This is a genomic window from Mesobacillus selenatarsenatis SF-1 (genome assembly GCF_000813125.1).
Taxonomy (GTDB): Bacteria; Bacillota; Bacilli; order Bacillales; family Cytobacillaceae; genus Mesobacillus; species Mesobacillus selenatarsenatis.
The window spans coordinates 1-25,764 of the sequence record NZ_BASE01000009.1 but is presented as its reverse complement, the minus strand read 5'-3'; the positions used below and the strand labels follow the sequence as shown (position 1 = coordinate 25,764).

The following is a 25,764-nucleotide window of genomic DNA, read 5'->3' as shown; positions in this document are numbered from 1 at the left end:
TCTCCTTCTATTGACGTGGTGCAAATAACATTACTGAAACGCCCAGAATACATATTACAGCACCTAACCAATCGTATAAATCAGGTGTTTTTCTATCAATTCCCCATCCCCATAAAACGGATAAGACAATAAACACTCCACCATAAGCCGCATAAACTCTGCCGAATGATGGAAATGTCTGAAATGTAGCTATAACACCGTAGAGAGCTAAGGCAATCCCGCCAGCTAATCCCCAGTAATATGGTTTTCCTTCTCTTAGCCATAGCCAAATTAAGTAGCCTCCGCCAATTTCCGCTAAACCAGCAAATAAAAACAATATGATTACATTTAAAATTCTAATCACTTCCGAATCCAATTTCTATTGGCAATATTCTTTATTATATACTAATCCTTGGAATGAAAATGAAGAAACAATCTACTAATTGCTTAGATGGTTATGTTGAAATTATATCTTAGTCTTTAAATTATTTAAAGAAATTCCAAATTCATAAAGTTGTTTGTTAGGAGCAAACTAACAATAAAAAAATTTACATTAGCTTAATATTTCTTTTACATATAATCTCTTGATTATATAAGTGTATTATTATATGATGATTTCGTGATGGAGGTAATGTGTGATGATAAAACAAGGTATAGAAATTGAACATGCTGCAGCTTTGCTAAAACTTCTCGGTGACAAGACAAGGTTAACTATGGTAAAGATTCTAGCCGACCATGATTGCTGTGTTTGTGAATTTGTAGAGATATTCGATACAAGTCAGCCGGCCATTAGCCAGCATATCCGAAAATTAAAGGATGCTGGGTTGGTAAAAGAAAGCAGGAGAGGTCAATGGATCTTTTACTCGCTTAATCAGGAGTATGAACAATTTGATTTTGTACAATTGCTTTTAAATGCACTGCCTAGTCAGGAAGAAAAATTAACAGAACTTGAAAAGCAAGGAAAACGAATTTCTTGTGAATAACGGAGGTGTTTGAGATTGTCATTAGCAATTATAGCTTCACTAATCTTCCTTGTGACACTGACTTTGGTCATATGGCAGCCTAAAGGGCTGGGAATTGGCTGGTCAGCGGTAGGAGGAGCGATTTTAGCCTTAATCTTTGGTGTTGTCGATTTTCAGGATGTCATTGATGTTACCGGGATTGTCTGGAATGCAACACTAGCATTTATCGCTATCATTATTATTTCCCTCATTTTAGACGAAATTGGATTTTTCGAATGGTCTGCATTGCACATGGCACGAGCTGCAAAAGGCAACGGTATTAAGATGTTTGTTTACGTGTCCCTTCTAGGTGCAGCTGTAGCTGCGTTGTTTGCGAATGATGGGGCGGCCTTGATTTTAACACCAATTGTTTTGGCGATGGTGCGGAATTTGAAGTTTGAAGAAAAAATGGTGTTTCCTTTTATTATCGCGAGTGGATTCATTGCCGATACGACTTCACTGCCATTAGTAGTAAGTAACTTGGTAAATATAGTATCCGCCGATTTCTTTGATATTGGATTCGTCGAATATGCTTCTCGCATGATCGTGCCGAACCTCTTCTCTTTAGCGGCAAGTATTTTGGTTCTATATTTATTCTTCCGTAAAAGCATCCCAAAGAACTATGAGATGTCTGATTTGAAGAAGCCGGTAGAAGCAATCAAGGATATGAAGATGTTCCGCCTATCGTGGGTTGTATTGGGAATCCTGCTTGTCGGTTATTTCGCAAGTGAATTCCTGAACATTCCGGTATCGTTCATTGCGGGTATCGTTGCAATTTTCTTTTTGATGATGGCTAGAAGAAGCCCTGCTGTCCACACTTCAAATGTTGTAAAAGGAGCACCGTGGGCAATCGTCTTCTTCTCGATTGGAATGTACGTCGTTGTTTACGGACTGCGTAACGCTGGATTGACGAACATCCTTGCAGATGTCATCCAGGCTGCGGCTGATCAGGGCTTGTTTGTCGCAACAATCGGCATGGGCTTCATTGCTGCGATTTTGTCTTCAATCATGAACAATATGCCTACAGTCATGATAGATGCTCTGGCGATTGCAGATACTAACACGACAGGAGTTATCCGCGAAGCACTTATTTACGCAAATGTCATTGGGTCAGACTTGGGTCCGAAGATTACTCCGATTGGTTCATTGGCAACACTTCTATGGCTCCACGTTCTTTCTTTAAAAGGCGTAAAGATTTCATGGGGCACTTATTTTAAAACAGGAATCATTTTAACCATCCCTACTTTGTTCATTACACTTGTAGGACTATATATTTGGTTACTAATTATCTAACAAGGGAGCGAATTAACTATGTCTAAAAAAACAATCTACTTTTTATGTACTGGAAACTCTTGCAGAAGCCAAATGGCTGAAGGCTGGGCTAAACAATATCTTGGAGATGAGTGGGAAGTTAAGAGTGCTGGCCTAGAAGCGCACGGCTTAAATCCTAATGCAGTAAAAGCGATGAAAGAAGCTGGGGTTGATATTTCCAGCCACACATCTGATGTGATTGACCCTCAAATCCTTAACAACGCAGATCTAGTCGTAACACTTTGTGGCCATGCAGATGAGCATTGCCCAATGACACCACCTCACGTAAAACGTGAGCATTGGGGCTTTGATGATCCTGCAAAAGCTGAAGGTACAGAAGAAGAGAAATGGGCTTTCTTCCAGCGTGTACGTGATGAGATCAAAGACCGCATCAAAACATTTGCTGAAACTGGTAAGTAAATCTTATTAGCCAAGAGGATATTCTCTTGGCTATTTTTAAAACTAAAGGAGTTTTTTGAATGAAAAAAGTCGAAATCTTTGATCCTGCATTATGTTGTCCCACTGGAGTATGTGGACCAAGTGTTGATCCGGAATTGACAAGGATGGCTTCTGCAGTTTTCCTTTTACAAAAAAAGGGTTTTGATATTTCTCGATACAACTTGGCAAACGAGCCGGGAAAATTTGCGGAAAATGAGGCTGTAAATAAAATACTTCATGAAAAAGGCCCAGATGCATTACCGGTTACCTTACTAGATGGAGAGATTATTGCATTGGGGAATTACCCTACAAATGAACAGCTCTCAGAATGGTCAGGTATAAATATTTCTGAACTTAAAGAAAAGAAATCCGTTAAGAAAATCGATTTCAAGTAAGAAAGAAGTGAAAACATGTACCAACCTTTTAATCCTAAAGTAGCTGTTAACACCCCATTTCTATTTTTTACAGGTAAAGGCGGAGTAGGGAAAACATCTACAGCATGTGCGACTGCCGTTTTTTTAGCTGATCAAGGAAAAAAAGTATTATTAGTTAGTACAGATCCGGCCTCTAATCTGCAAGATGTTTTAGATATTGAATTATCAAATACTCCATTAGCTATACCAAGTGTAAATAACCTTTTTGCATGTAATTTAGATCCTGAAGAGGCGGCAAAAACTTACCGCGAAAAAGTGGTTGGCCCATATCGAGGAAAGCTTCCAGATTCTGTTGTATTAACAATGGAGGAACAATTATCAGGTGCTTGTACAGTTGAAATAGCTGCTTTTGATGAATTTACTAGTTTGCTTGCAGACCCAGCAATTGTAGAGGGGTATGACCATATCATTTTTGACACAGCGCCAACGGGACATACATTGAGACTTCTTCAACTTCCTACTGCATGGACAGGATTCCTAGAAGAGAGCACGCATGGTGCTTCTTGTTTGGGGCCTCTATCAGGGCTTTCAGAAAAGAAGGATATTTACTCCAAGACAGTAGCTGCCCTATCAGACCCTGCTAAAACTACTTTAGTCATGGTGACAAGACCAGATGAATCATCCTTATTCGAAGCTGATCGAGCTTCACAAGAATTGAGAGAGATTGGGATAACAAAACAATTGCTTATTATCAATGGCCTCATGAAGGATTATGTTCCGACTGATGAGGTTTCCACTTCCTTTTATCTAAAGCAACGTAATGCATTAAATAAGTTGCCCGATTCTTTAAAACAAGTACCATCATTTTGTTTGCCATTTGTCTCTTATTCTTTAACTGGGATTGATAATTTGCGTTTTCTATTAAAACATTATACGATGTCAGCTTCAGAAACACCTTCTACAGCCCAAAAATATGATTTAGCCGGTTTGAAAGAAGTCATTAAGGATTTCTCCATTAATGGGACCAGGGTTATTTTAACAATGGGCAAAGGCGGAGTAGGAAAAACGACGATGGCATCGACAATTGCACTTGGACTAGTGGAAGAGGGAAAGAAAGTTCATTTAACTACCACTGATCCGGCGGCACATCTTGATTTTATGTTCCGGGATGAAAATATCAATGAGTTGCTAACCATCAGTAGGATTGATCCCAAGCATGAAGTGGAAGCATACAAAAATGAGGTTCTTTCAAGAGCTAGGGAAGAGTTAGATGAAGCGGGTATTGCTTATCTTGAAGAAGATTTGAATTCTCCATGTACAGAGGAAATTGCTATTTTCCGAGCGTTTTCAGAAGTTGTGAACCGTTCACAGGATGAAATCGTCGTTATTGATACTGCGCCTACGGGTCATACTTTACTGCTGTTAGATGCTGCTCAGTCCTATCATAAGGAACTGGCCCGTTCTACAGGTGAAGTACCAGAGAGCGTGGAAAAGCTTTTGCCCCGTTTAAGAAATCCAAAAGAGACGAGTGTAGTAATCGTTACTTTGGCGGAAGCTACACCTGTTTTGGAAGCGAGCCGTTTACAAGAAGATTTAAAGCGAGCTGGTATTCAGCCTAAATGGTGGGTAGTAAATCAAAGTCTGTACGCTACTAAAACTATTGATCCCGTTTTAAGTGGGAGAGCTGTATCAGAAGAAAAGTGGATCGAGAAAGTAGATAAGGAACTAGCTGTTAAATGTGCAATTGTTCCGCTTATTAACCAAGATAATTCGGGTTATAAACACTTGCAAAATTACGTAAAATAAATTTTTGAAGGGTTGAGAAATAATGCAAATCACCAATGATGCGCGTGATCTTTTGAAGCAAGTATTTCATGATCAAGCTGCCAGTGGCATCCGCGTTTACTTTGCGGGCTTTGGCTGAGGAAAACCACAGGTTGGTCTGGCTCTGGATGAGCCGGAAGCAGAGGATAAAGTAGTAACTATAAATGAAATCAGAGTTGCAATAGACCTGAATATTGAAGAACATATCGAGGGTCTAACATTAGAGGTTTCAGAAGATAAAAATGCATTTGTTTTGCTAGGAAATGAAAGTGACTGCTGTTAACTAGGGAGGACTTAATAATGAGTGAAAAAAACTATCATGCACTAATTAAGGATCGTATTTTTATTGGTGGTGCAGATGATGTCCATGACGTTATGAAAAATGAAAAAGTAGATGTCATCTTTGATTTGCGTGCAGAAGCCCCTGAAGAAGCTTCTGATTATAACCGTATTCATAGTCCAATTGTGGACGATGAAGAGCGCCAAGAGGAAGCTATTAAGAAGGCGATAAATGAAGTCGTAAATGCCTACAACGAAGGAAAGAAGATTTATTTTCACTGCATGGGAGGCAGCAATCGCACAGGGACGGTTGCAGTTGGAACACTTCTCGATTTGGGTCAAGCTAATACTATTGACGCTGCAGAGGAAATAGCAAAATCTGCTAGACCAAAGATTAATGTAAAACCAGAGATGAAGGAAGCATTAAAGAACATCTATCCGAACGCTTAAAGGAAACGAAGGTTCATAATCGTTATTTGGGAGGAGAAAAATATGTCAGTAGATACTATATATGACGTTATCATTATCGGGGCTGGACCTGCTGGAATGACTGCAGCTGTCTATACTTCACGTGCCAACCTATCAACTCTTATGATTGAACGAGGAGTTCCTGGAGGGCAGATGGTTAACACGGAAGAAGTAGAAAATTACCCAGGCTTTGACCATATACTTGGACCGGACCTTTCTACAAAGATGTTTGAACATGCAAAAAAGTTTGGCGCAGAATATGCCTATGGTGATGTGAAAGAAATCATTGATGGCAAGGAATATAAGACAGTAGTTGCTGGAGCTAAACAATACAAAGCGCGTGCTCTAATCATCTCGGCGGGAGCAGAGTATAAGAAGTTAGGGGCACCAGGTGAAGCAGAGCTTGGAGGACGAGGAGTCTCTTATTGTGCAGTTTGTGATGGAGCGTTCTTTAAAGGGAAAGAACTTGTAGTAGTTGGCGGTGGAGATTCTGCTGTCGAAGAAGCAGTCTATTTAACAAGGTTTGCCTCAAAAGTAACAGTCGTTCACCGAAGAGATGAGTTGCGTGCCCAACCTATTCTTCAAGATCGAGCATTTGCAAATGACAAAATTGATTTTATTTGGAATCATACTGTTAAACAGATCAATGAAAAGGACGGCAAGGTAGGCAGTGTAACTCTAGAGTCCACTAAGAATGGTGAAGAGATGGAATTCATTACTGACGGTGTATTTATTTATATCGGAATGCTTCCTTTGACTAAGCCATTTGAAAAGCTGGGTGTAACTAATACCAATGGTTATATAGAGACAAATGAATTAATGGAAACCAAGGTACCAGGAATATTTGCTGCAGGCGATATACGTGAAAAAACACTTAGACAAATTGTTACAGCAACTGGAGATGGCAGTATCGCTGCTCAACAAGCACAACATTATGTAGAAGAATTGCTGGAAGAGATAAAGTTAGAAAATTAATGAGGACCGCAAAGCCGTAAGGGCTTTGCGGTTTTTTACCTTTGTGGTACATAAACTTACTTCAACTCCAACCTAAAGTATTTTTCACAAACATCTTTTTAATTAATCAATAAAATTTGATGAATAATACTTGTAAATTGCAAATATTAATGTTATAAATTAACTATAATACAAATAATTTAGGTTGAATGTCATGTAATAAACATTGTAAATTGCAAATAAAAAGGAGATGTTAGAATGTTGGATTTAATTATTATTGGTTCGGGCCCATTTGGAATTTCTTTAGCCTCTCATGCTGTGTCTAACAATCTGGAATACAAACTGTTTGGCTATCCAATGGATTTTTGGAAAAATCAAATGCCCCAAGACATGTTCATTCGAACACCACATGAATTTGTTAGTTTTTCTGACTCAAAGGATGAGTTAACTGTTCAACAGTTTTCATTGGAAACTGATATTGACCTGGTTACACCACTTCCAAGACCTATTTTTGTTCAGTATGCAAACTGGTTTGCACAGAAATCAGGTATTGAATTCACTCCTAATAAGATCATCAAGGTTAAAAATCAGGCAGGGTACTACGAAGTAATTAGTGAAACGGGAGAACAATACACGGCAAAGAATGTTGTTGTAGCAACAGGTGTGGAACATTATAAGTATCTTCCTGATTTCCTAAAACAGTTACCTCCTCAAATGGTAACTCATACATCCGGCTACACGACCTTTTCTCAGTTCAAGGGTAAGAGAGTAGTTGTTTTAGGAAGCGGTCAAAGCGCATGGGAAGCGGCTGGGTTATTGCATAGAGATGGGGCGGATGTTGAATTGATATATCGCAAGGAAGGTCCTAACTACGCAGGCAGCAGGGAAAATGAGATTGCACTTAGAGACGTTGGTGATGTCTTTTATCAACTTCCAATTGAAGAAAAGAAACAAGGTTGGGGACAATCTCCAGGAAGTGTTGCCCACTTTCTAAAACCCTATGTTGAAGGGCTTGTTCCTCAAAATGCAGGGGTATCGATTGAACATATTGAACCGATAAATGAAGAAGAGGTCAGGATTGTCTTATCAGATGGAACCGATAAAACAGTTAACCATATTATTGCAGCAACTGGCTTCCGTATTGATTTGGATAAAGTTCCATTCTTTGATGAGGATTTATTATCTATTATTGATCGTGAAGAAGGTTATTCTCATTTCCCTAAATTAAACGAATCCTTCGAATCGAGTTTGTCAGGTTTATATTTTGCAGGACCATTATCTTCACATAGCCATGGACCTACATTTAGATTTATTCTTGGATTAAGGAAGACTGCATTTTCAATTATCCCTTCCGTAAGGGAGAAGAAAAATAATTTGGTAAACATTTAAGGAGTATTAAATGATGAGAAAATCCTTTCAAGAAATAACACGAAGTTTTGGTTTATTAAATAAAACATGTTGTTCTGTCGATGGAGTGGATGTAAATGCTGCTCAAAGCCACATCCTTTATGAGATCAGTGTCAATGACAATCCCTCTATACAGAAGGTAGCAGATTTACTGGGTACTGATATTACGACCTTCAGCAGGCAAATTCAAACACTTGTAAATATGGAATTGGTTAAAAAGATGCCGTCAAAGGAAGATAAAAGGTCCAGTATTCTGGTTTTAACTAAAAAGGGAGACCAAGTCGCAGAAGAAATTGATCGGCAGGTTAATGAATATCTAGAGGCTATTTTTAGTCAAATGACGGACTTTGAGCGAGAAACTGTGCAAAGAGCTATTCATCTAGTTGCGAAAGTAATGACAAGCTCACCTGTATTTTGCGGTACAAATAAAGACGGTGGCAGTTGTTAAACAGGGGGAATTACAGTTGAATGAAACCATTATTCGGGTAGCTGCTCAAGAAGATGCAGATGATATCTTAACCATCTATAACGAAGGGATATCTGACCGAATCGCTACATTGGAAACAACAACAAAAAATCTTGATTACATGAGAGATTGGCTGAATAAACATACTGACAGATACAAAGTTATTGTGGCTGAACTTGATGGGAAGGTAATTGGCTGGGCTAGCTTAAATCAATACAATAACCGAGATGCATACAAAGGTGTAGCTGACCTTTCGGTTTACATTAAAAGAGAATATAGGGGCAAAGGGATAGGCGGTAAGTTGCTTACTTTTATCGAATCAATGGCCAAAGAAAATGGCTTTCATAAAATTGTTCTCTTCACATTTGCTTTTAACGAATTAGGGCAAGGTCTATATAGGAAAAAAGGATATCGAGAAGTCGGTGTATTTCAGAACCAAGGTATGTTAGATGGAAAATTCGTCGATGTTATGGCGATGGAAAAATTACTTTATTAGGAGGTATATACTTTGAATTCAAATAGAAAAGAATCTCTTCCTGTTGCAATTATAGGTGGCGGTCCAGTGGGGCTTGCAGCAGCTGCTCATCTTGTTAATAAGGGCGAAAAGTTTGTACTGTTTGAAGCAGGAAACACAATTGGTTCCAGTATGTTGAAGTGGGGACATGTAAGAATGTTCTCACCATGGGAATATAACGTTGATAAGGAAGCCAAGAAATTACTAAATGAAGCTGGATGGGTTTCACCCGATGAGGCGGATTTACCAACGGGGCGTGAGCTTGTAGAAAACTATCTTTTACCGCTTAGTAATTTGCCAATATTGAAAGAGCACATCTTTTTAAATGCAAAAGTGGTCGGTGTTGCTAAAAAAGGTCGTGACAAACTTAAAACAGAATCTAGAGACAATGTACCTTTTCAATTGTATGTAGAAATTAATGGGGTAACAAAGGTTTTTGAAGCAAAAGCAATAATGGATGCATCGGGTACCTGGGAAAATCCTAATCCGATACTTTCTAATGGAATCTGGACCAGTTCTGAAAGAAAGTTGAGTGAAAGAATTTATTATGGAATTCCAAATGTTCAAGAGTTAGGAGAACGATACAGAGACAAAGCTGTAATGGTGGTCGGCAGCGGCCACTCGGCTATTAACGCACTTCTCGATTTAGCGGAAATAAAAGAAAAATACCCGAATACACACATTTACTGGGTCCTACGTAAAAAACATGTTAGGGAAGCCTATGGTGGTCAGGAAAATGATGGGTTGCAAGCACGGGGCGAACTGGGTACACGGATACAAAAGCTGGTTGATATGAAACTAGTAGAGGTTATTACTCCATTTTATATTCATGAAGTAAACAATGTGGATGGGAAGATAAGCGTATCAGGTGAGTTGAATGGAGAGGAAACCACAATTGGGTTGATTGATGAGATTGTGGTAAGCACAGGATTCAGGCCAGATACTAGTTTCCTGAATGAAATTAGGTTAAGTCTAGATTCATCTGTAGAAAGTGTAGAAGCTCTTGCACCATTAATTGATCCTAATATTCACAGTTGTGGGACTGTGAGACCTCATGGGGAAGCGGAGTTAAGTCAACCAGAGAAGGATTTTTATATTGTAGGAATGAAAAGCTACGGACGTGCCCCAACCTTCTTGCTTGCAACTGGATATGAACAAGTGAGATCTGTTGTAGCTTACTTAAAAGGAGATGATAAGGGAGCTAAAGAAGTACATTTAGAGTTGCCAGAAACGGGAGTATGTAAGACGGATTTTTCTTCAAGTTGCTGTGATTCAGAATCCAATTCCGAAAAGCCGGTAGAATCTTCATGTTGCAGGGGGCCACAGCCTGTGGTGTTTGAAATTAAAAAGAATTCTTGCTGCTGATAAAGATCCTGAAGACCAGTCTTCAATTTAAGACTGGTCTTTTTAAATAGAGGTGGAAAATGGAATCTAAAAATAAACACACGATTATTGCCATTTCTTTAATTACAGCAATTTGTTTAGCTGGGGATGCAATGCTTTATATAGTTTTGCCAACGCACTGGAAGGAAGCTGGTTTAACTTCATTAGTTCAAGTTGGCATTCTTCTATCGGTTAACCGCTTTGTAAGGCTGCCATTGAACCCATTAATAGGTTATATGTACAAGAGGATAAACTTTCGAACGGGTATACTTTTGGCTGTAATACTTAGTGGAATTACTACTGTGAGTTACGGGTTTGCTCAGGATTTTACTGTTTGGATTATTCTGCGCTCTATATGGGGATTGGCATGGTCACTTTTTAAACTAGGTGCCTTTCTATTGATTTTACAACTCGCGACTGACAGTAATCGTGGAAATTATGTTGGTACCTATAACGGCCTTTATCGTCTAGGAAGTCTAGTTGGAATGTTGATAGGTGGTTTTTTTGCTGATTTGTTTGGGATTAAGATAATAAGTATCATAATAGGAACCTCAGCACTTTTAAGTATACCTATCATTTTTAAATACATACCCAGAACTATTCAAACCACTGAGGCATCAGAGAAAAAGCTATCACTTCTAACAAACTTTAATTCATTCCTAAATAGAAGACTTATTATGATTCTAGGAACAGCATTACTATTGGTTATGTTACTAGACGGAATGTTAACCGCAACATTAAGTCATATCATTGAGATTAAATACACTGATAGAATAAATCTACTCGGAATAATTGTAGGTGCAGCAACACTGGCGGGCTTAATTCAGGCAATAAGGTGGGGACTCGCACCAATCATTGTAATGAAAATTGGAACCGAGCTCGATAAAACTAATCAAAAAAATCGATTTTTATCCTTTTTCCTGGTATGTGCCGTCTTGCTGTATTTCATTATTCCGAAAAATATTCCGCTACTCGTTTGGATGCCAATTTTACTTGTTCACCTTTTAGTGGCTTCAATTTTAACAACAATAATGGATGCTATAGTTACAGATTATTCAACAAGAGTTCCGAACAAGGTCTTTATTATAACAACTTTTACTATTATTGTAGACTTAGGTGCTGCACTTGGACCAGTTATTGGGTATTTACTGGAAAAGGAATTAGGACTAACAAATTTATTTTGGTTAGCTGGGTCTATTTGTTTATCTTTAGCTTTAGTTTGGCTTTTACAAGGGAAAGAAAACTCAAAACAAGATTTATTAAATAGCGTATAACAAGCAAAAGATAGGAGTTGCTGCCGATTTAAAGATGAATTTTTTATTTTATTTACTGTAGAGTAGTTATAAAAACTGACATCCGAATTGCTCAAGGGAGATGAGACCCCATACCATTAGAAAAATGCTACGGTGTACTAAATATTAGGCAAACAAAAAAGAACGTCACCTTGGGTGCCGTCTTCAAATAAAAAAATTACCTTTTATCCTTAGGTGGATTAGGATCATTTCCGTAACTATTTGATTGGCTTATTCTCCCGTCTAAGTTATGGATACGATGTTCAGTACTATCTCTTTTAGCCTCTTGTCGCCCAGTTTCTACAGCCCGGTCTTTTGTTCTGTGATGACTAATTACTTTGCCGCCTTGTTTATTGTCCCATCCGCCATTTTTACTTGGGACTGTATGAACAGGTGGCTCTTTTTTCTTGGTCATAATATCACCTCCCTAATTCAAAATTCTCCAATGAGAGAAGTTTATCCTTCTAATTGAAAAATGTTAGTAATGGAACGAGAAATTAGATCTTCATTTGATTGAGATCAACATGAAAAATATGTACACTTTGGTACAGATATTCTTTGAAAACAATATGATGACATAATTCCATTTAGGAATGGAATAATGTCATTCGGGAAATTACATCAGTGGATGGAAAATATCGCTATTCCATTACGGGCATAACATTAAACCTTCTAAATGGGAAAAAGAGAAATAGTGATGATCGAAAGCCTGTCAATTAATCTTGATAGGCTTTTTTTAGTAGCGTTAATGTTCTGAGGAGGATATCTATCATAAAAAGTGAAATAGCAATAAAAAATCACTATATTTAATACCCTATTGGATATACGTCAAAGAATGTTGTATAAAATATCCGATATCGGATATTTTAAAAAAGACATTTTTAAGAAGGGTGATAATGAACGTGATAAGCTACTTTCCGAGTTTATATCCAGATGAAGTGCTTTATAGTGCTTGTGCGAGATATAAGAAGCACACAAACATAAAAGCTCAAAAGACATCAATGGAAGCACTCTTTGGTAATAATCATCTTACGGCTTCGGTGGATTTTCCCAGTAATATAAACATGTTATTACAACAAATTCCAAGGGATGTTATTAATTATGAAACTCTGTTACAAAAACATACTTTGTTCCCATTTTATAAGCCGTTCTTACCTTTGGAAAGAGTGGAAAAAGTTCGTGAATTAATGCTTGATCATCAATGTACTCATAATATTCCTGGAACAATCGGTATAATGTCTTACGGAATTTCAGCCCCCAGAAATCTTCGTTATTGTGAGGACTGTATTTCTGAAGATAGTTTGAATTACGGAGAAATATACTGGCATAGAGAGCATCAATTGCCTGGAATATTTCATTGTGATAAACATCAAAAGTTGCTACTAGAAACAACCGTTAATTATTCAGGTAAAGGTAGAAAGCACAACTTAATCACTCTGGAAGAAGCAATCAATGAATGCAAGTATATAAAACCTAGCAGGAATTACATAGTTCAAAATGATTTAATGTTAAAAATTTCAAATTTAGCGTGCGAACTTCTGAGACGAGATGTTTCATCTCTAGGGCTAGAAACGATGAGAAGTTTTTATAAGGCTGTCCTGTCGAAAAAGGGATATATTACACGAAAAGGTAATATTCGTTTTAAGGATTTAATCATCGACTTTAATAACTTTTATGATAATGAACTTTTATTTTTACTTGAAAGTTCTATACAAAAAGAAACAGATACTTGGTTACATAAATTACTACGAAAGCCTAGGGTAACATGCCATCCAATAAGGCATATCTTATTTCTATTATTTTTGGATGCTGACATAAACCTTTTATTAAATATTAAAAAGGAATTGCAACCTTTTGGTAAAGGACCCTGGTTCTGTCTTAATCAAGCCGCCGATCATTTCCATAAGCCAACAATAAAAGATTGCAGTATACATTACTGTACTCATTCTAACCTTCATATAGGTATTTTTAGTTGTAGCTGTGGGTTTACTTACTTAAGGAAAGGACCGGATAAAACCTGGGCAGATAAATTTAGGAAGGACAGGGTCTATAGCTTCGGAGAAATTTGGATAGCAGAGTGTAAAAAGGTTTATATCAATCCGGATTTATCTCTAAGAGAAAAGTCTAGAAGAATGGGGGTTGACCCTAAGACTTTGATTAGATACTCAACTACTAATGGTGCAGAATCATCTGCTGCTGAAACGGTAAAAACTCAAATAGAGTTAGAAAAGAGAACAAAAAGATTATTACGAAATATAAATAATCACGAAACTCCTTCCCGTTCGGTAATACGTCGAGAGAATCCAAGAGATTATATTTGGCATTATCGAAACAATAGAGAGTGGTTATACTCAATCCTTCCAAAAAATTCAAAGAGAATAACCAAGCAAAGGATTGATTGGTTAAAGACAGATAACGAAATATTAGGGCCAGTTAGAAGTGCAATTAACAATATATTTAAATATGACGGGAAGCCGATTAGAGTAACGAGAGCGGAAATCAGCAGACGGGTGGAAAAACCTAATATTATTGAGTATTCATTAAATAAGTTGCCAAAAACTCGAGAAGTAATAAGCAGCTTTATAGAGTCAACAGAAGAGTTTCAAATCAGAAGAATCAATTGGGTGTTTGATAATTGGAAACAGAATATTGAGTTGTCTATGTGGCTTTTCAAAAGAGAGGTAGGAATTAATAAGGAATCCGAGTTTATTAAGAAGTACTTAAAAATATTATTTAGCTGAGTTTGCATTACATAAAAGAGGGTATGTCATGAATATTCAAAAAAATCTGTAAAATAAGCGGAGGTAAAATGGCAAAACGAAATAGAGGAATGACTAAACAAAAATATAAGAAATGGATTAAAGAAGGAAGGGGCCAAGGTGAAGGAAAAGACTATAAACCATGGCTAACAATCCAGGATGTTCCATCAAATGGAGTAGTGTCAAGAGAAAAGAGTTGGACTGTTGGGAGAATACATCATTTATTGTCTAGATTGGAGTTGAATTATTTCTATGTTTTAGATTGGGCAAATTCAGTAGTAGATATTAGAGAACAATATCCGTTATTACCAATGGAGCGAACGATAGAAATTGCGGAAGACTTAGGTATTCCACACCCAAGGGATCCTGAAACTAAGGAATTAACACCAATCACAACCGACTTCTTCTTGAAATTAAATAAGGGGAAAGATGAATCTTTTTGTGCAAGGACGGTTAAGCCTTCTAATAAGTTGACTAAAAGAACTGTTGAAAAGTTTGCTATTGAGAAGAAATTTTATGATGAAGAAGGTGTAGATTGGAAGATAGTTACAGATCAAGATCTTCCTAAAGGGTTAGTACATAATATTGAATGGATTCATAATGCGATATACCTTGAATTTGCTCCAAATGATTTAGACTTGTCTATGATAGATTCACTTGCAGAATCTTTGTTTTTTGATCTTTTATCCACGAATAAATCTGTCGCAAAAATTACAAATGAATTTGATAAAAAGGTTGGTTTGAGTATTGGCTCTGGATTGTTCTTAGTCCAACATATGCTTGCTACAAAACAATGGAAAACAGATATGTTTACAAAGATAAATCCGTCTAAGCCAGTTCAATTTGAGGTGAATAAGGCACTGGTTTAGCTATTTAATGAGGTGAGTGTATGAATCAATTATTTGAAAACACCTTGATTGAGTTTAAAGATAATAATGGAAAATGTGTGTCTATCGAGAGAGTTTTATGGATTGCTAAAAATACGAATGAGTGTATAATGATCGACATTTTAGATAAAAATCCTAAACCGATTTGGACAACATGTGAGTATATAGTAGAAGCTTTAAATAACTTAAATGCAAGAATTCTAACATATGATCCATATCTAATGACCAAATGTGTCAAGGAACCTACTGAGAAGGACAAAAGGATAAGAGATGAAGCTTGGAAGAGGATAAAAGATATAGTGGATTTGGAACCGAATATCTATAACCAAAGAGAAAGAGGAGAAATGATTGGTGAATTAATCCGAACTAAGGGATATCACTCAAAAACTATTAATAATGATTTAAGAAGGTACTGGAAAAGTGGGAAAACGATAAATGGATTATTACCTTTGTTCTCAAAATGCGGTGCTCCTGGAGTAGAAAGAGAGTCTAAAACCGGGAAGAAAAGAGGCAGAAAACGTAAAATTGAACAAGTCTTGAAAATAGAAATTGGAATCAATATTGATGAAGAAATGAAAAAAATTTTCCGGATAGCTATAAAGCTTCATTACAGTGATAAAAGAAAAAACCCTTTAAAATACGCCTACGACAAGATGATTGAACAATTTTTTAATATTGGTTATAAGGAAAAAGTGGGTGAAATGATACCAGTTATCCCTCCTGAGGAAGAATTACCGACATTGGACCAATTTAAATATTACTTTTATAAAGAGAGAGATCTTAAAGATATTCTTACTAAAAGAGAGGGAGAACGAAAATTCAATTTAACCAGAAGAGCAGCAGTGGGAAGTGCGGGTTTACGTGCATCCGGTCCTGGAGCTGTATATGAAATCGATGCAACTACTGGAGATTTTCAGCTGGTGCATTCTATCAATCGGAAACCAATAGGCAGACCGATTATTTATTATGTGAAAGATGTATTCAGTAGGATGATTGCTGGATTGTATATTGGAACTGAAAATGCTAGCTGGGTGGGGGGAATGTTAGCCTTTGAAAATGCAAGTACTGATAAAGTAGAGTTTTGCAAGAAGTTTGATATTACTATTACTTCGGATGAGTGGCCATGTATGCATCTGCCTAAAAGCTTTACGGCTGATAGAGGTGAATTTGAGGGCTACAATGCTGATAGATTAAAGGACATGCTAGGGGTTAGGCCAGACAATACCCCTCCATACAGAGGTGACTTTAAACCATTTATAGAACAGCATTTTAGAATTATGAATAATAAAAGCAAACCAATAATTCCAGGAGTGGTTTCAAAATCAGTTAAAGAACGAGGAGAAAAGGATTCAAGGTTAAATGCAGTACTGACAATTAAAGAGTTCACTAAAATAATGATTTTGATTGTATTAGAATATAACAATTCAATAGTTGATAATTATCCATTGGATAGAGACATGTTAGAGCAAAACTTGGTTCCAACTCCTCTAAACTTATGGAATTGGGGAATGCAAAATCGATTTGTTGGTGTCCATATTAAAACTAAAGACCAAATTAGACTTGCTTTAATGCCAAGAGGAACTGCAACAGTGACACATGATAATGGAATTTTCTTTAATAAAAATAAAATTGGTTACACCAGTGTTGAAGTTGAAGAAGCAGGTTGGTTCGTAAAAGCTAGGCAAAAGAGATGGAAAGTTCCAATTTCATATGATCCCCGAAACCAGGAGTATATTTACATATTAAAGGAAGATGCATTTGAATATATTCCATGCAAGGTATTACCACAATACAGTGCGTATAAAGATTTATATGATGAAGAAATAGAATTAACCCAATTAACTGTTGCAACTAATAACTTTATCGCAAAACCAGAAATTAATAATATCAAAGCTGCATTAAATGTAGAAATAGATAAGACAGTAAAAGAGGGAATTGAAAAAACAGAGGCAATAAGAGGAGATGCATATTCTGATAGAGAGTTGCTACAGGGAGTAAAAGAAAATAAGAAAGATGAAAGAGAGAGGGAGAGGGTAGAATCTAGTTGGGTGCTTGGGGGAAAAGAAAAAGGAAATATGATTGATGCGAATGAAAGCCCAGCTAAAAATGCCAATAACAATATTGAAGGAGATATCTCATCTGCTATTAGTTCTAATGAATTAGTGGAAAATGAAGATTTGTTTGATTTATTTAATTCTCATTTGAGCAGGAGGAACATTAAGAATGCCCAATGATGTAACTTCTATAGACCGTCCGATATTAATGGGTATTCAGTGTGATGCTGAATACAGAGAACAATTGATTCCTGATTATAAGAGAAATCCCTTAATTGAGACTCTCCCAGATATAATGGAGGCCCAAGAGATAATCGATGCTTTTGCTCAATATCCACAGTTCGACGAGGTACAGAGAACTTGGCCAGATAATATACGTATGCATGCGATATATCAATTAAATACTCTAATACAACCCTTACCTTTTCATTTAGATATATTTAATCGATTCTCAGTCATGATTAGAGATGGATATAAAAGTAGGAATCCAAGGGATATTAACTACAAAGTTCAATTTAATAAAGGTTTTAAAGAAATATTTTCATCTGAAGGAAAGGGACTAGAAGAAGGCTGTAAGTTAAAATCATCTGCGTCAGGTTTTGCGATAATTGGCCCAAGTGGTATCGGAAAATCAACATCTATTGAAAAGACGTTACTTCTTTATCCCCAAGTGATAAAGCATAGACATATTGAAGGTTTTGGATATTTGAAACAAGTGGTTTGGCTAAAATTAGATTGCCCTACAGATGGATCCTTAAAAAGTCTCTGTATCGATTTTTTTCAATCTCTAGATAAAATATTGGGCACTGACTATGCGAAAACAATAGTTACTTATAAATCTACTGTAGACACATTAATGCCTGATATGGCTCATATAGCTTCATTACATGGATTAGGTGTTTTAGTTATTGATGAAATACAAAATTTGAGTTTAGCTAAAAGTGGAGGAGAAAAGAAAGCATTAAATTTTTTTACCAGACTTGTTAATATTATTGGGTTACCTGTAGTAATGGTGGGAACCTTTGAAGCTCTTTATTTATTCGAAAACAAATTTGCTCAGGCTAGAAGAGCTTGTGGAATGGGAGATATGGTTCTTGATCGTATTATTAGCAAAAAAGAATGGGATTTAATAATAAGTTCAATATGGGATTATCAATGGCTGAAGAAATTCACGCCGGTTAACGATGCACTTAAGGATAAATTATATGAGGAGTCACAAGGCATTATTGATATTGTTATAAAACTTTTTATGCATACACAATGGAAAGCCATTGCGTCTAAGGAGGATGAAATCTCTGAACAGTTAATAACTAAAGCTGCGGAAGAAAATTTAAAATTAATTAGGCCTTATATACATGCTATAAAAACAGGTAATAGAGAAAAAATGAAAAAGTATAAAGATCTAAAAGCTGAGTGGTTATCTCTTAATGATTATATTTTAAGCTCTGACGAACAAGTCCAACTGTTTGGAGAGGTAGCTCGTGAACACAAAATAGCGAATGATAAAAAAACAATAGAAAAAATCTACTATGAATTGATTCAAACAGGGTTGGACATGGGACTTGAGCCTAACCAGAATATAGAATTGGCTAAAGAGATTTCTAGAAATAATGATATTGAGGATTCTCAAAAGAAACGAGTTCATTTGATAAAAGTCGCTAAATTACTAGAAACGGGACAAAAAGGAAATAAAAGTAGAGATCTGCAAAGTAAGCATTCTACAAAAAAGAAAGTTAATGTAAACGAGTTGAATAAGAAATCGGATTTAGTTTCGGCATATTGTAAAGGGCTAGAGAAGAATATCGCTGGAGTAGATTCCTTAAAAGAGCGTGGCTTCATTGCAAGCTTCTGTGAATTTGTATGAAAGGAGAAATGGATTGAGTGAGCTTGCTTATTTTCCGGAACCTTATCCTGATGAGGACTACCGAAACTTAGTAATAAGATACTGCCATAAGACAAGTACCCCCTTAGTTGAGTGTATGAATAAATTATTTAATGTTCATACCGGTAGTCCCAATTACTTTCCCTATAATTTAGGGTTTCTTGCGGGAAAGCTTCCATATGATGAAGGAGAATTTATTGATAGTATTATCGAAAAAAACACCTTTTTTCCACTCTTTTCTCTATTTATACCATCAGGTCTTTCGGAACAAATGATAAGTGACTTTTATCAAGTGGATGCGAATAAAGATCTGGCAATTTTAAGTTTACGACATAATATAGGAAAAGAATTTAAGTTTTGCTCAAGATGTATCACGGAGGACATAAAGCAAGGTAAAGAGCCTTATGTCCATAGAATTCATCAATTTAACAATTTAAATATTTGTTTATTTCATAAAACAAAACTTATAGAAAAATGTCCTAAATGTAATGTCAATTTATATGAGGAAAATAACAAGAATCCGCGTCTTTCTGTTTCAAAATGTAAGAATGGGCATTTGGTGGACTATGAAGAGTGTGAAGGTGTTGAATACGCCAATATTAAAATAAAAGTCCTAGAAGACATTCAATTTCTTTTTGAGAATTACTCAACATTAAAAGTGTTTCCACTTTACGATTATTATAAGGTCTATTTAGTACGAAAGGGTTATATGGAGTACTCAGGTAAATTAAATAATAAAGCCTTTTATAAAGATTTTCTAAAGTTCTATTCAGAAGATTATTTAATAGAATTAGGATACAACGTAAAGCAACTTAAAAATAGGCTAGCCTTAAGACTTTTTACAAAAGACAAGTATTCATATGACCCCATTCTTCACATTCTTGCCATAAACTTTTTAGCTGGATCCATAGAAAAATTTTTTAATGATCCCCTACCCAATCTACATAGTAACATTCCGTTCGGTAATGGCCCCTGGCCTTGTTTAAATAAAGTTTGTGAATATTTTGAAGAAAAAGTAGTGAAAAAGTGCAATAAGTATATAACAACTAATAAAAACCTTTTTGGTAATTTTCACTGTCTACATTGCGGATTTCAATATGAACTAAAATATGATGAAGATACTCCTGCTAGTAAGAGTAGATTATATATTAAAGATTTCGGGAGTGTGTGGAAAAGAAGATTGATAGAATTATATAGCAATGGTTTTAGTAAAATTGCTATTGCTCGAGAACTTAATGTTGCTAAAAGCACAGTAGAAAGCCATCTCCAAAAAGTTACTGTAGGAACAATTAAAGAGCACGATCAGATTGGAGAAAATGCAAGTAGAAAAATCCCTTCATCATTAAGGAAATTAAGTGATGAAGAATATAAAAAGCTAAAATCAACAATTAAAGAGTTGTGTAAGAATAATACCATAACAAGAACTAGGATAAGTGAGATTGTTGGCCCTAAAAAGTATAGAGCTATGTTGCAAATGGACCCAGAGTGGATGAATGAAGTGTTACCCAAAATAAAATTCAATTTCACTGAGAAAGATTGGAAAGATATAGACTTAACTTTGGCTGGTGAGGTTGAGAGACAAGCAAAAGAACTATATGAAAGTAATCCTACAAGAAGGATAACCAAATATTTAATTTTAGGAAGGTTACATCCTTCCGATAAAAAAAGAATTATACACCATCCTGTTAAATTGTCGGAAAGCATGAAGATAATCAATAATTACGTTGAATGTAAAGAAGCTTATCAAATAAGAATAATTCCACATACATTAAAATATATGAAAACAACTGGATATAATACAGATCCAGAGAGGATATTTCGTTTTCCAACTTTCAAGGGTTGCTCAGATAAAGTTAAGCAAGAAATTGTAAATTATATAAATTCTTGTACTGAATAAAATGAAGATGCAGATATATAGCAAGTAGCGTATAATGAGAATTTGAAAATGGCATGGATAATTATCTGTGTCATTTTTCCTTTTTTATAACGGCTTTTTTAATTAGAATAGTAACTTTGGATAAGTTCTAGTTTCAGCTGTAGTTTCATTCTCTTAAAATGTAAAAATACTTTATGTTTTTTAAGAAGGTAATTTGTCCTAAATTGTCGAACCATTATACTTAACAACAAACTCAAAATTTAGTAAGGGTGGGAATTTAGTGATTTATCACGGAGCAAAGTGGTGGAAATTTGACTTTCATACCCATACACCAATCTCAATTGATTATGGAAAAGGACCAAATCAAGATACACTTAAAAGGCGTACTCCACGTGAATGGTTATTAGACTACATGTCAAAAAAAATTGATTGTGTTGCGGTGACGGATCACAATTCAGGTGAGTGGATTGACACATTAAAAGCAGAAGTAAATTTAATGAGGGAAGAAAATATAGATGGATTTAGAGAATTAACTATTTTCCCTGGAGTAGAAATAACCGTACATGGAAATATTCATTTGCTAGCAATATTTGATCCTACAGAATCATCTAGACAAATCAGTAATTTATTAAGTAAATGTGAATATAATGGAACTTACGGGGATTCAGATGATTGTACCACTAAATCTTTTAATGAAGTGGTTAATATTATTCATCAAATGAAAGGACTAGCTATACCTGCCCATGTTGATATGGTACGTGGTTTATTTGAAGAGGAGGAAGGTAATTCCTTAAAAAAATGTTTAACCGCAAATGGTTTGTTAGCTATGCAAGTATGCAATCTTGAATATGTAAAGCCTCAAATCTATAATGACATGAAGTTGAACTTTACAGAGATTGCAGGGTCAGATAGTCATCATCCTGAATTTGTGGGAGCAAGTTATACATGGGTTAAAATGGAATACCCTAATTTGGAAGCTTTAAGATTGGCCTTACATGATGGTGAAGACGGTATTATTAGACATGATTTAACTTCTACGAATCCAAACGAGGCATATAATCGATTTTTCATCGAATCGATTGAGATTTCTAATGGAGCCAAAGCAGGAAGAGGAAGAAATCCTCTAAAAGTAAACTTTAGCCCTTGGCTGAATGCAATAATTGGAGGAAGAGGGTCTGGGAAATCGAGTCTTATTGAATATATGAGGCTACCCTTTGATAAGACGCGGGGACTTCCTCCAAAGTTAAGTGAAGAGTTTCAAGAGTTTCGTAAGGTTCCTAAAGAACGTGGTAAAGCGGGTATGTTAACGAACGAAACAAAAATTAGAGTGGAAATGCAAAAAGATGGTCGACACATTGCTCTAACCTGGCAAGGTAATAAGATAATTGAAGAGCATCAAAATGAAATGGGTTTATGGGAGAGTAAAGAAGAAAGCAGTAATATTGACTCTAGATTTCCTTTAAGAATTTTTAGTCAAAAACATTTATATTCATTAACTGAAGATCCCAATTACATATTAGGTATTATAGACCAACAATTTGACAAATTAGAATGGGAAGAAGAAAGAGAAAAGTTATCTACAAATTGGTTGCAGACCCGAGCAATACTTAGAGATTTATCCACAAAGATAAATGCTAAAGGTAATATACAAACAGAACTTGATGATTTGAAGGCGAAAATGAAGATATATGAGGATTCTGGACATAAAGAACTCCTGGATGAGTATCAAAAATCGCAAATCATTAATCAGAAATTAAATCAGGACCTTCAATCCATTGATAATTATTATGAACGTTTGAAAAACATGTATGCAGAAGCTCCTAAACACCTTTTTTCTACAGAAGAATTTACAGGATTGGACCAGGATTCGTTAAAAATATTAAATGAACAAGCAAATCATTTCCAAGTTCTAATAGATAATATGAATGAGGTATTGATTAATGTTGAGCAATTCAAAGCAAATAATAGAAAATCAATTGAAGAGATTCCATGGCATCAAGTTCGGTTGATATCTGAGGATAAATATCACGAGTTCGTTAAAAGATTAGAGGCAACTGGAGAAAAAAATCCTAATGCATACAGTGAGTTTGTAGCAAGAAAAACTGAACTTGAGAAAAAAATGTCAGAAATATCGTCATTTGAAGAACAGTTTAAACTTCAAAAAGAGGAATCAATAAGAATTTTTAAAGATATTGATTCACATGAAAAAGAACTAAGAAATAAAAGATTAGAAGTAATTCAACAGTGGGTAGGCACAAATCCAAATATTAAAATGTACTTAAAAGTAATGGGTAATGTTGAAAATGCTGAAGAAACATTTAGAGGGATTATTCGGAAATCTGGTCGTGAATATGCCAAAGATATTCTTGAACGTGACGATGACAATAAACCACAAAAAGGAGTAATATTCGAATTGATGGAATCTTCTACTCCTTGGGAAAAAAGAAAAGAGATTATTAAGAAGATTCAAACTGTGAATGAAACTGATACTAAAGGCTTTGGAAAACTATTTATCAATCATTTACTTGGTCTTAAATCTTCTACCCCTGAAGACATAGACAGAATGATTATTTGGTATCCAGAAGATAAAATAACATTGAAATTGGTCAATTCCAATAAGAAAGAAGAGGACATTGAAACAGGCTCTGCCGGTCAACGAACAGCTGCTATGCTGTCTCTAATGTTATTATTGGATGATTCTCCAGTCATTATTGACCAGCCAGAAGAGGATCTAGATACAAAAAGAATATCGGATTTAGTAGTTACAGGTTTAAGGACATTTAAAACTAAACAACAAGTAATTGTAATTACCCATAATCCAAATATCCCAGTTAATGGGGCAGCTGAAAATATTGTTCAAATGAATTTTGCTGGTGGACAAATCCAAAAGCAATTGAATGGAGCATTACAAAACAACAATGTTCGAGAAGCAGTTTGTGATGTAATGGAAGGTGGAAAAGAAGCACTCGATAAAAGATATTTTAGAATCTCAAGGGCTTTAGAAGACTAAGGAATGCTGACTACTCTGTCAGCATTTTTTTATCATATAAACCCTAAAAGGCGTTGAATAAGCTGATTTAAGTTTTGTTACATCTTCCTCATAAGCTGTATAATTTCCATCTATTCTGGAGTAATATGCTTCTGCTTTTTCTCGGGTTTCCCAACGAGAAATAGGTATCACCAAGTTTTGTTCCTTTAATAAATTCAGTTCTGTAATGGAAGTTCTGATATACATAATACTCCCCCTTTTAGAATTCATAAGGAATAGCTGTTCTTTCTCATAAGGATATATTTAATACCTACCCTCATTTTCTGTATCGATAAACAGTATATGTGTATATCTAATAAAAAGCACCTTGATCTTAAAGATGAAAAGTTTAGAAATGAATTACCGAATTTATTTCTATGTTGAAAAGGTATGATGAATAATGGATTACCGACTTTAATTATTTTTTATATTTTTTATCTAGTCCTACAAGCTTTATTAACCAAGAAAATAAATTACCAACTTTATTTTACGCAAACAAAGGGTCGGGAGCGTACTTGGTACGTTTCTCGATCCTTTTTTTTGATATCGCCTGGATTTAGGCTTTTCCAACCTGTCCAATCATAAATTATCTATAGAGAGAGACAATAACTCTGTATGGAATGAGTTTTTACGGAGGTATTGGGATGGAAATAGATAAGGAAATGAACTATGGCAGTGATTATAAATATATTCCTGCTACTTCTATAGGCAGCGGTGTGGGTATGGAGGTTTTGCCAGACCTATTTAATTATACTGTCCAGATCGTCAATATTCATTTGATTGGAAGTCCGGAGACAAAGGATTTTGTTCTGGTCGATGCGGGAATGCCAGAATCAGCGGAAGAGATCATTTTCGTTACAGAAGAGCGTTTTGGAGCGAACAGCCGTCCAAAAGCAATTATTTTAACGCATGGCCATTTCGACCATGTTGGAGCGATTATAGAATTAGTGAAGCATTGGGAAGTTCCTGTTTATGCACATGAAATGGAGATTCCTTATCTGACAGGGAAAAAGAGTTATCCTGAACCAGACTCAACCGTTGAAGGTGGCTTGGTAGCAAAGTTGTCACCTCTTTTCCCAAATGAACCGATTGACCTGGGGGGTAATGTAGAAAAACTACCTTCTGATGGAAGTATCCCGCATATGCCAGAATTCAAGTGGATTCACACACCAGGGCATACGCCAGGCCATGTATCTTTTTTTAGAGAAAGAGATCGGTTACTGATCGCGGGAGACGCATTTGTGACTGTTAAACAAGAGTCACTGTATAAAGTTTTAACACAGGAACAGGAAATAAGTGGTCCCCCAAGGTATCTGACACCAGATTGGAATTCCGCTAAGGAATCAGTCATTAAGCTAGAAGCATTGAAACCGGCCGCGGCGGTAACAGGACATGGACTGCCGATGTCTGGTGAATTACTGTCAAACAGCCTGGAAAAGTTGGTACGGGAATTTGACAGTATTGCGGTACCGGACTATGGGAAGTACGTGGATAGGGGAAGGCACTAAAAACCGTAAAAGAATCCAGAGTACTAGTAAAGACTAAAAGCCTGCTGGTTGTTCCAGCGGGCTTATGTGTAAAAGGCAAG

At 35.9% G+C, this 25,764-nt stretch carries 22 protein-coding genes; 19 read left to right on the top strand and 3 right to left on the bottom strand.

Features of this window, described 5'->3' with window-relative positions:
- Window positions 1-7 precede the first annotated feature (7 nt).
- Window positions 8-334: a YnfA family protein gene (locus TY49_RS02130; protein ID WP_041964268.1), complete on the bottom strand. Its 327-nt coding sequence runs from the start codon at window positions 332-334 to the stop codon at window positions 8-10.
- A 283-nt stretch (window positions 335-617) separates the two neighbouring features.
- Here TY49_RS02130 and TY49_RS02125 point away from each other — a divergent pair, with 283 nt between their 5' ends.
- The 12 genes from TY49_RS02125 to TY49_RS02070 all read left to right on the top strand — a co-directional run bounded on the left by TY49_RS02125 (window position 618) and on the right by TY49_RS02070 (window position 11,672).
- On the top strand, window positions 618-962 hold the full coding sequence (locus TY49_RS02125) for an ArsR/SmtB family transcription factor (protein ID WP_041964254.1): 345 nt from the start codon (window positions 618-620) through the stop codon (window positions 960-962).
- A gap of 15 nt (window positions 963-977) precedes the next feature.
- Window positions 978-2,273, top strand: coding sequence for an arsenical efflux pump membrane protein ArsB (locus tag TY49_RS02120; protein WP_041964253.1), 1,296 nt, complete (start codon window positions 978-980; stop codon window positions 2,271-2,273).
- 18 nt (window positions 2,274-2,291) lie between these two features.
- Window positions 2,292-2,711 carry an arsenate reductase (thioredoxin) gene (gene arsC, locus TY49_RS02115; protein WP_041964252.1) on the top strand — a complete coding sequence of 140 codons (420 nt, stop codon included), beginning with the start codon at window positions 2,292-2,294 and terminating at the stop codon, window positions 2,709-2,711.
- Window positions 2,712-2,770: 59 nt separating this feature from the next.
- Complete coding sequence (arsD, locus tag TY49_RS02110; RefSeq protein ID WP_041964251.1) at window positions 2,771-3,124, top strand: arsenite efflux transporter metallochaperone ArsD; 354 nt, start codon at window positions 2,771-2,773, stop codon at window positions 3,122-3,124.
- A 15-nt stretch (window positions 3,125-3,139) separates the two neighbouring features.
- Window positions 3,140-4,909, top strand: a complete 1,770-nt coding sequence (gene arsA, locus TY49_RS02105) for an arsenical pump-driving ATPase (RefSeq protein ID WP_041964250.1) — start codon at window positions 3,140-3,142, stop codon at window positions 4,907-4,909.
- Window positions 4,910-5,227: 318 nt separating this feature from the next.
- Window positions 5,228-5,656, top strand: a complete 429-nt coding sequence (locus TY49_RS02100) for a protein-tyrosine phosphatase family protein (protein ID WP_041964249.1) — start codon at window positions 5,228-5,230, stop codon at window positions 5,654-5,656.
- A gap of 42 nt (window positions 5,657-5,698) precedes the next feature.
- Window positions 5,699-6,649 (top strand): thioredoxin-disulfide reductase, encoded by a 951-nt coding sequence (gene trxB, locus TY49_RS02095; protein ID WP_041964248.1) that lies wholly within the window; start codon window positions 5,699-5,701, stop codon window positions 6,647-6,649.
- 237 nt (window positions 6,650-6,886) lie between these two features.
- Window positions 6,887-8,017 (top strand): NAD(P)-binding domain-containing protein, encoded by a 1,131-nt coding sequence (locus tag TY49_RS02090; RefSeq protein WP_041964247.1) that lies wholly within the window; start codon window positions 6,887-6,889, stop codon window positions 8,015-8,017.
- 13 nt (window positions 8,018-8,030) lie between these two features.
- Window positions 8,031-8,483 carry a MarR family winged helix-turn-helix transcriptional regulator gene (locus TY49_RS02085; RefSeq protein WP_041964246.1) on the top strand — a complete coding sequence of 151 codons (453 nt, stop codon included), beginning with the start codon at window positions 8,031-8,033 and terminating at the stop codon, window positions 8,481-8,483.
- A gap of 16 nt (window positions 8,484-8,499) precedes the next feature.
- The gene (locus tag TY49_RS02080; protein ID WP_041964245.1) at window positions 8,500-8,997 is read left to right on the top strand and encodes an arsinothricin resistance N-acetyltransferase ArsN1 family A; all 498 of its coding nucleotides are present in this window, start codon (window positions 8,500-8,502) and stop codon (window positions 8,995-8,997) included.
- Window positions 8,998-9,009: 12 nt separating this feature from the next.
- Entirely contained in the window at window positions 9,010-10,380 is a 1,371-nt protein-coding gene (locus TY49_RS02075) for an NAD(P)/FAD-dependent oxidoreductase (RefSeq protein ID WP_041964244.1), read from the top strand.
- 59 nt (window positions 10,381-10,439) lie between these two features.
- Window positions 10,440-11,672: an MFS transporter gene (locus TY49_RS02070; protein ID WP_041964243.1), complete on the top strand. Its 1,233-nt coding sequence runs from the start codon at window positions 10,440-10,442 to the stop codon at window positions 11,670-11,672.
- Between the two features lie 196 nt (window positions 11,673-11,868).
- On the opposite strand, the gene TY49_RS02065 is transcribed toward TY49_RS02070, so the two are convergent.
- Window positions 11,869-12,105: a DUF2188 domain-containing protein gene (locus TY49_RS02065; protein ID WP_041964242.1), complete on the bottom strand. Its 237-nt coding sequence runs from the start codon at window positions 12,103-12,105 to the stop codon at window positions 11,869-11,871.
- A gap of 481 nt (window positions 12,106-12,586) precedes the next feature.
- Here TY49_RS02065 and TY49_RS02060 point away from each other — a divergent pair, with 481 nt between their 5' ends.
- The 6 genes from TY49_RS02060 to TY49_RS02035 all read left to right on the top strand — a co-directional run bounded on the left by TY49_RS02060 (window position 12,587) and on the right by TY49_RS02035 (window position 24,158).
- Window positions 12,587-14,431: a TnsD family Tn7-like transposition protein gene (locus tag TY49_RS02060; RefSeq protein ID WP_041964241.1), complete on the top strand. Its 1,845-nt coding sequence runs from the start codon at window positions 12,587-12,589 to the stop codon at window positions 14,429-14,431.
- 68 nt (window positions 14,432-14,499) lie between these two features.
- Window positions 14,500-15,318, top strand: coding sequence for a heteromeric transposase endonuclease subunit TnsA (locus TY49_RS02055; RefSeq protein ID WP_041964240.1), 819 nt, complete (start codon window positions 14,500-14,502; stop codon window positions 15,316-15,318).
- Between the two features lie 20 nt (window positions 15,319-15,338).
- Window positions 15,339-17,570 (top strand): TnsB C-terminal domain-containing protein, encoded by a 2,232-nt coding sequence (locus tag TY49_RS02050; RefSeq protein WP_052442053.1) that lies wholly within the window; start codon window positions 15,339-15,341, stop codon window positions 17,568-17,570.
- On the top strand, window positions 17,560-19,254 hold the full coding sequence (locus tag TY49_RS02045) for an ATP-binding protein (protein WP_052442052.1): 1,695 nt from the start codon (window positions 17,560-17,562) through the stop codon (window positions 19,252-19,254). Before TY49_RS02050 ends, TY49_RS02045 begins: the two co-directional genes overlap by 11 nt.
- A gap of 13 nt (window positions 19,255-19,267) precedes the next feature.
- On the top strand, window positions 19,268-21,169 hold the full coding sequence (locus TY49_RS02040; protein WP_041964239.1) for a TnsD family Tn7-like transposition protein: 1,902 nt from the start codon (window positions 19,268-19,270) through the stop codon (window positions 21,167-21,169).
- A 259-nt stretch (window positions 21,170-21,428) separates the two neighbouring features.
- Complete coding sequence (locus tag TY49_RS02035) at window positions 21,429-24,158, top strand: TrlF family AAA-like ATPase (protein WP_041964238.1); 2,730 nt, start codon at window positions 21,429-21,431, stop codon at window positions 24,156-24,158.
- Window positions 24,159-24,176: 18 nt separating this feature from the next.
- On the opposite strand, the gene TY49_RS02030 is transcribed toward TY49_RS02035, so the two are convergent.
- Window positions 24,177-24,383 carry a hypothetical protein gene (locus TY49_RS02030; protein ID WP_041964237.1) on the bottom strand — a complete coding sequence of 69 codons (207 nt, stop codon included), beginning with the start codon at window positions 24,381-24,383 and terminating at the stop codon, window positions 24,177-24,179.
- 443 nt (window positions 24,384-24,826) lie between these two features.
- Between TY49_RS02030 and TY49_RS02025 the strand changes: the two genes are divergently transcribed.
- Window positions 24,827-25,684 carry an MBL fold metallo-hydrolase gene (locus tag TY49_RS02025; protein ID WP_041964265.1) on the top strand — a complete coding sequence of 286 codons (858 nt, stop codon included), beginning with the start codon at window positions 24,827-24,829 and terminating at the stop codon, window positions 25,682-25,684.
- Window positions 25,685-25,764 lie beyond the last annotated feature (80 nt).

Bases quoted from the DNA above. Each gene is read 5' to 3' on its own strand.
- TY49_RS02055 (WP_041964240.1), top strand. From the start codon at position 14,500: ATGGCAAAACGAAATAGAGGAATGACTAAACAAAAATATAAGAAATGG.
- trxB (WP_041964248.1), top strand. From the start codon at position 5,699: ATGTCAGTAGATACTATATATGACGTTATCATTATCGGGGCTGGACCT.
- TY49_RS02060 (WP_041964241.1), top strand. From the start codon at position 12,587: ATGAACGTGATAAGCTACTTTCCGAGTTTATATCCAGATGAAGTGCTT.
- arsC (WP_041964252.1), top strand. From the start codon at position 2,292: ATGTCTAAAAAAACAATCTACTTTTTATGTACTGGAAACTCTTGCAGA.
- arsA (WP_041964250.1), top strand. From the start codon at position 3,140: ATGTACCAACCTTTTAATCCTAAAGTAGCTGTTAACACCCCATTTCTA.
- TY49_RS02070 (WP_041964243.1), top strand. From the start codon at position 10,440: ATGGAATCTAAAAATAAACACACGATTATTGCCATTTCTTTAATTACA.
- TY49_RS02090 (WP_041964247.1), top strand. From the start codon at position 6,887: ATGTTGGATTTAATTATTATTGGTTCGGGCCCATTTGGAATTTCTTTA.
- TY49_RS02065 (WP_041964242.1), bottom strand. From the start codon at position 12,105: ATGACCAAGAAAAAAGAGCCACCTGTTCATACAGTCCCAAGTAAAAAT.
- arsD (WP_041964251.1), top strand. From the start codon at position 2,771: ATGAAAAAAGTCGAAATCTTTGATCCTGCATTATGTTGTCCCACTGGA.
- TY49_RS02050 (WP_052442053.1), top strand. From the start codon at position 15,339: ATGAATCAATTATTTGAAAACACCTTGATTGAGTTTAAAGATAATAAT.
- TY49_RS02045 (WP_052442052.1), top strand. From the start codon at position 17,560: ATGCCCAATGATGTAACTTCTATAGACCGTCCGATATTAATGGGTATT.
- TY49_RS02100 (WP_041964249.1), top strand. From the start codon at position 5,228: ATGAGTGAAAAAAACTATCATGCACTAATTAAGGATCGTATTTTTATT.
- TY49_RS02125 (WP_041964254.1), top strand. From the start codon at position 618: ATGATAAAACAAGGTATAGAAATTGAACATGCTGCAGCTTTGCTAAAA.
- TY49_RS02030 (WP_041964237.1), bottom strand. From the start codon at position 24,383: ATGTATATCAGAACTTCCATTACAGAACTGAATTTATTAAAGGAACAA.
- TY49_RS02085 (WP_041964246.1), top strand. From the start codon at position 8,031: ATGAGAAAATCCTTTCAAGAAATAACACGAAGTTTTGGTTTATTAAAT.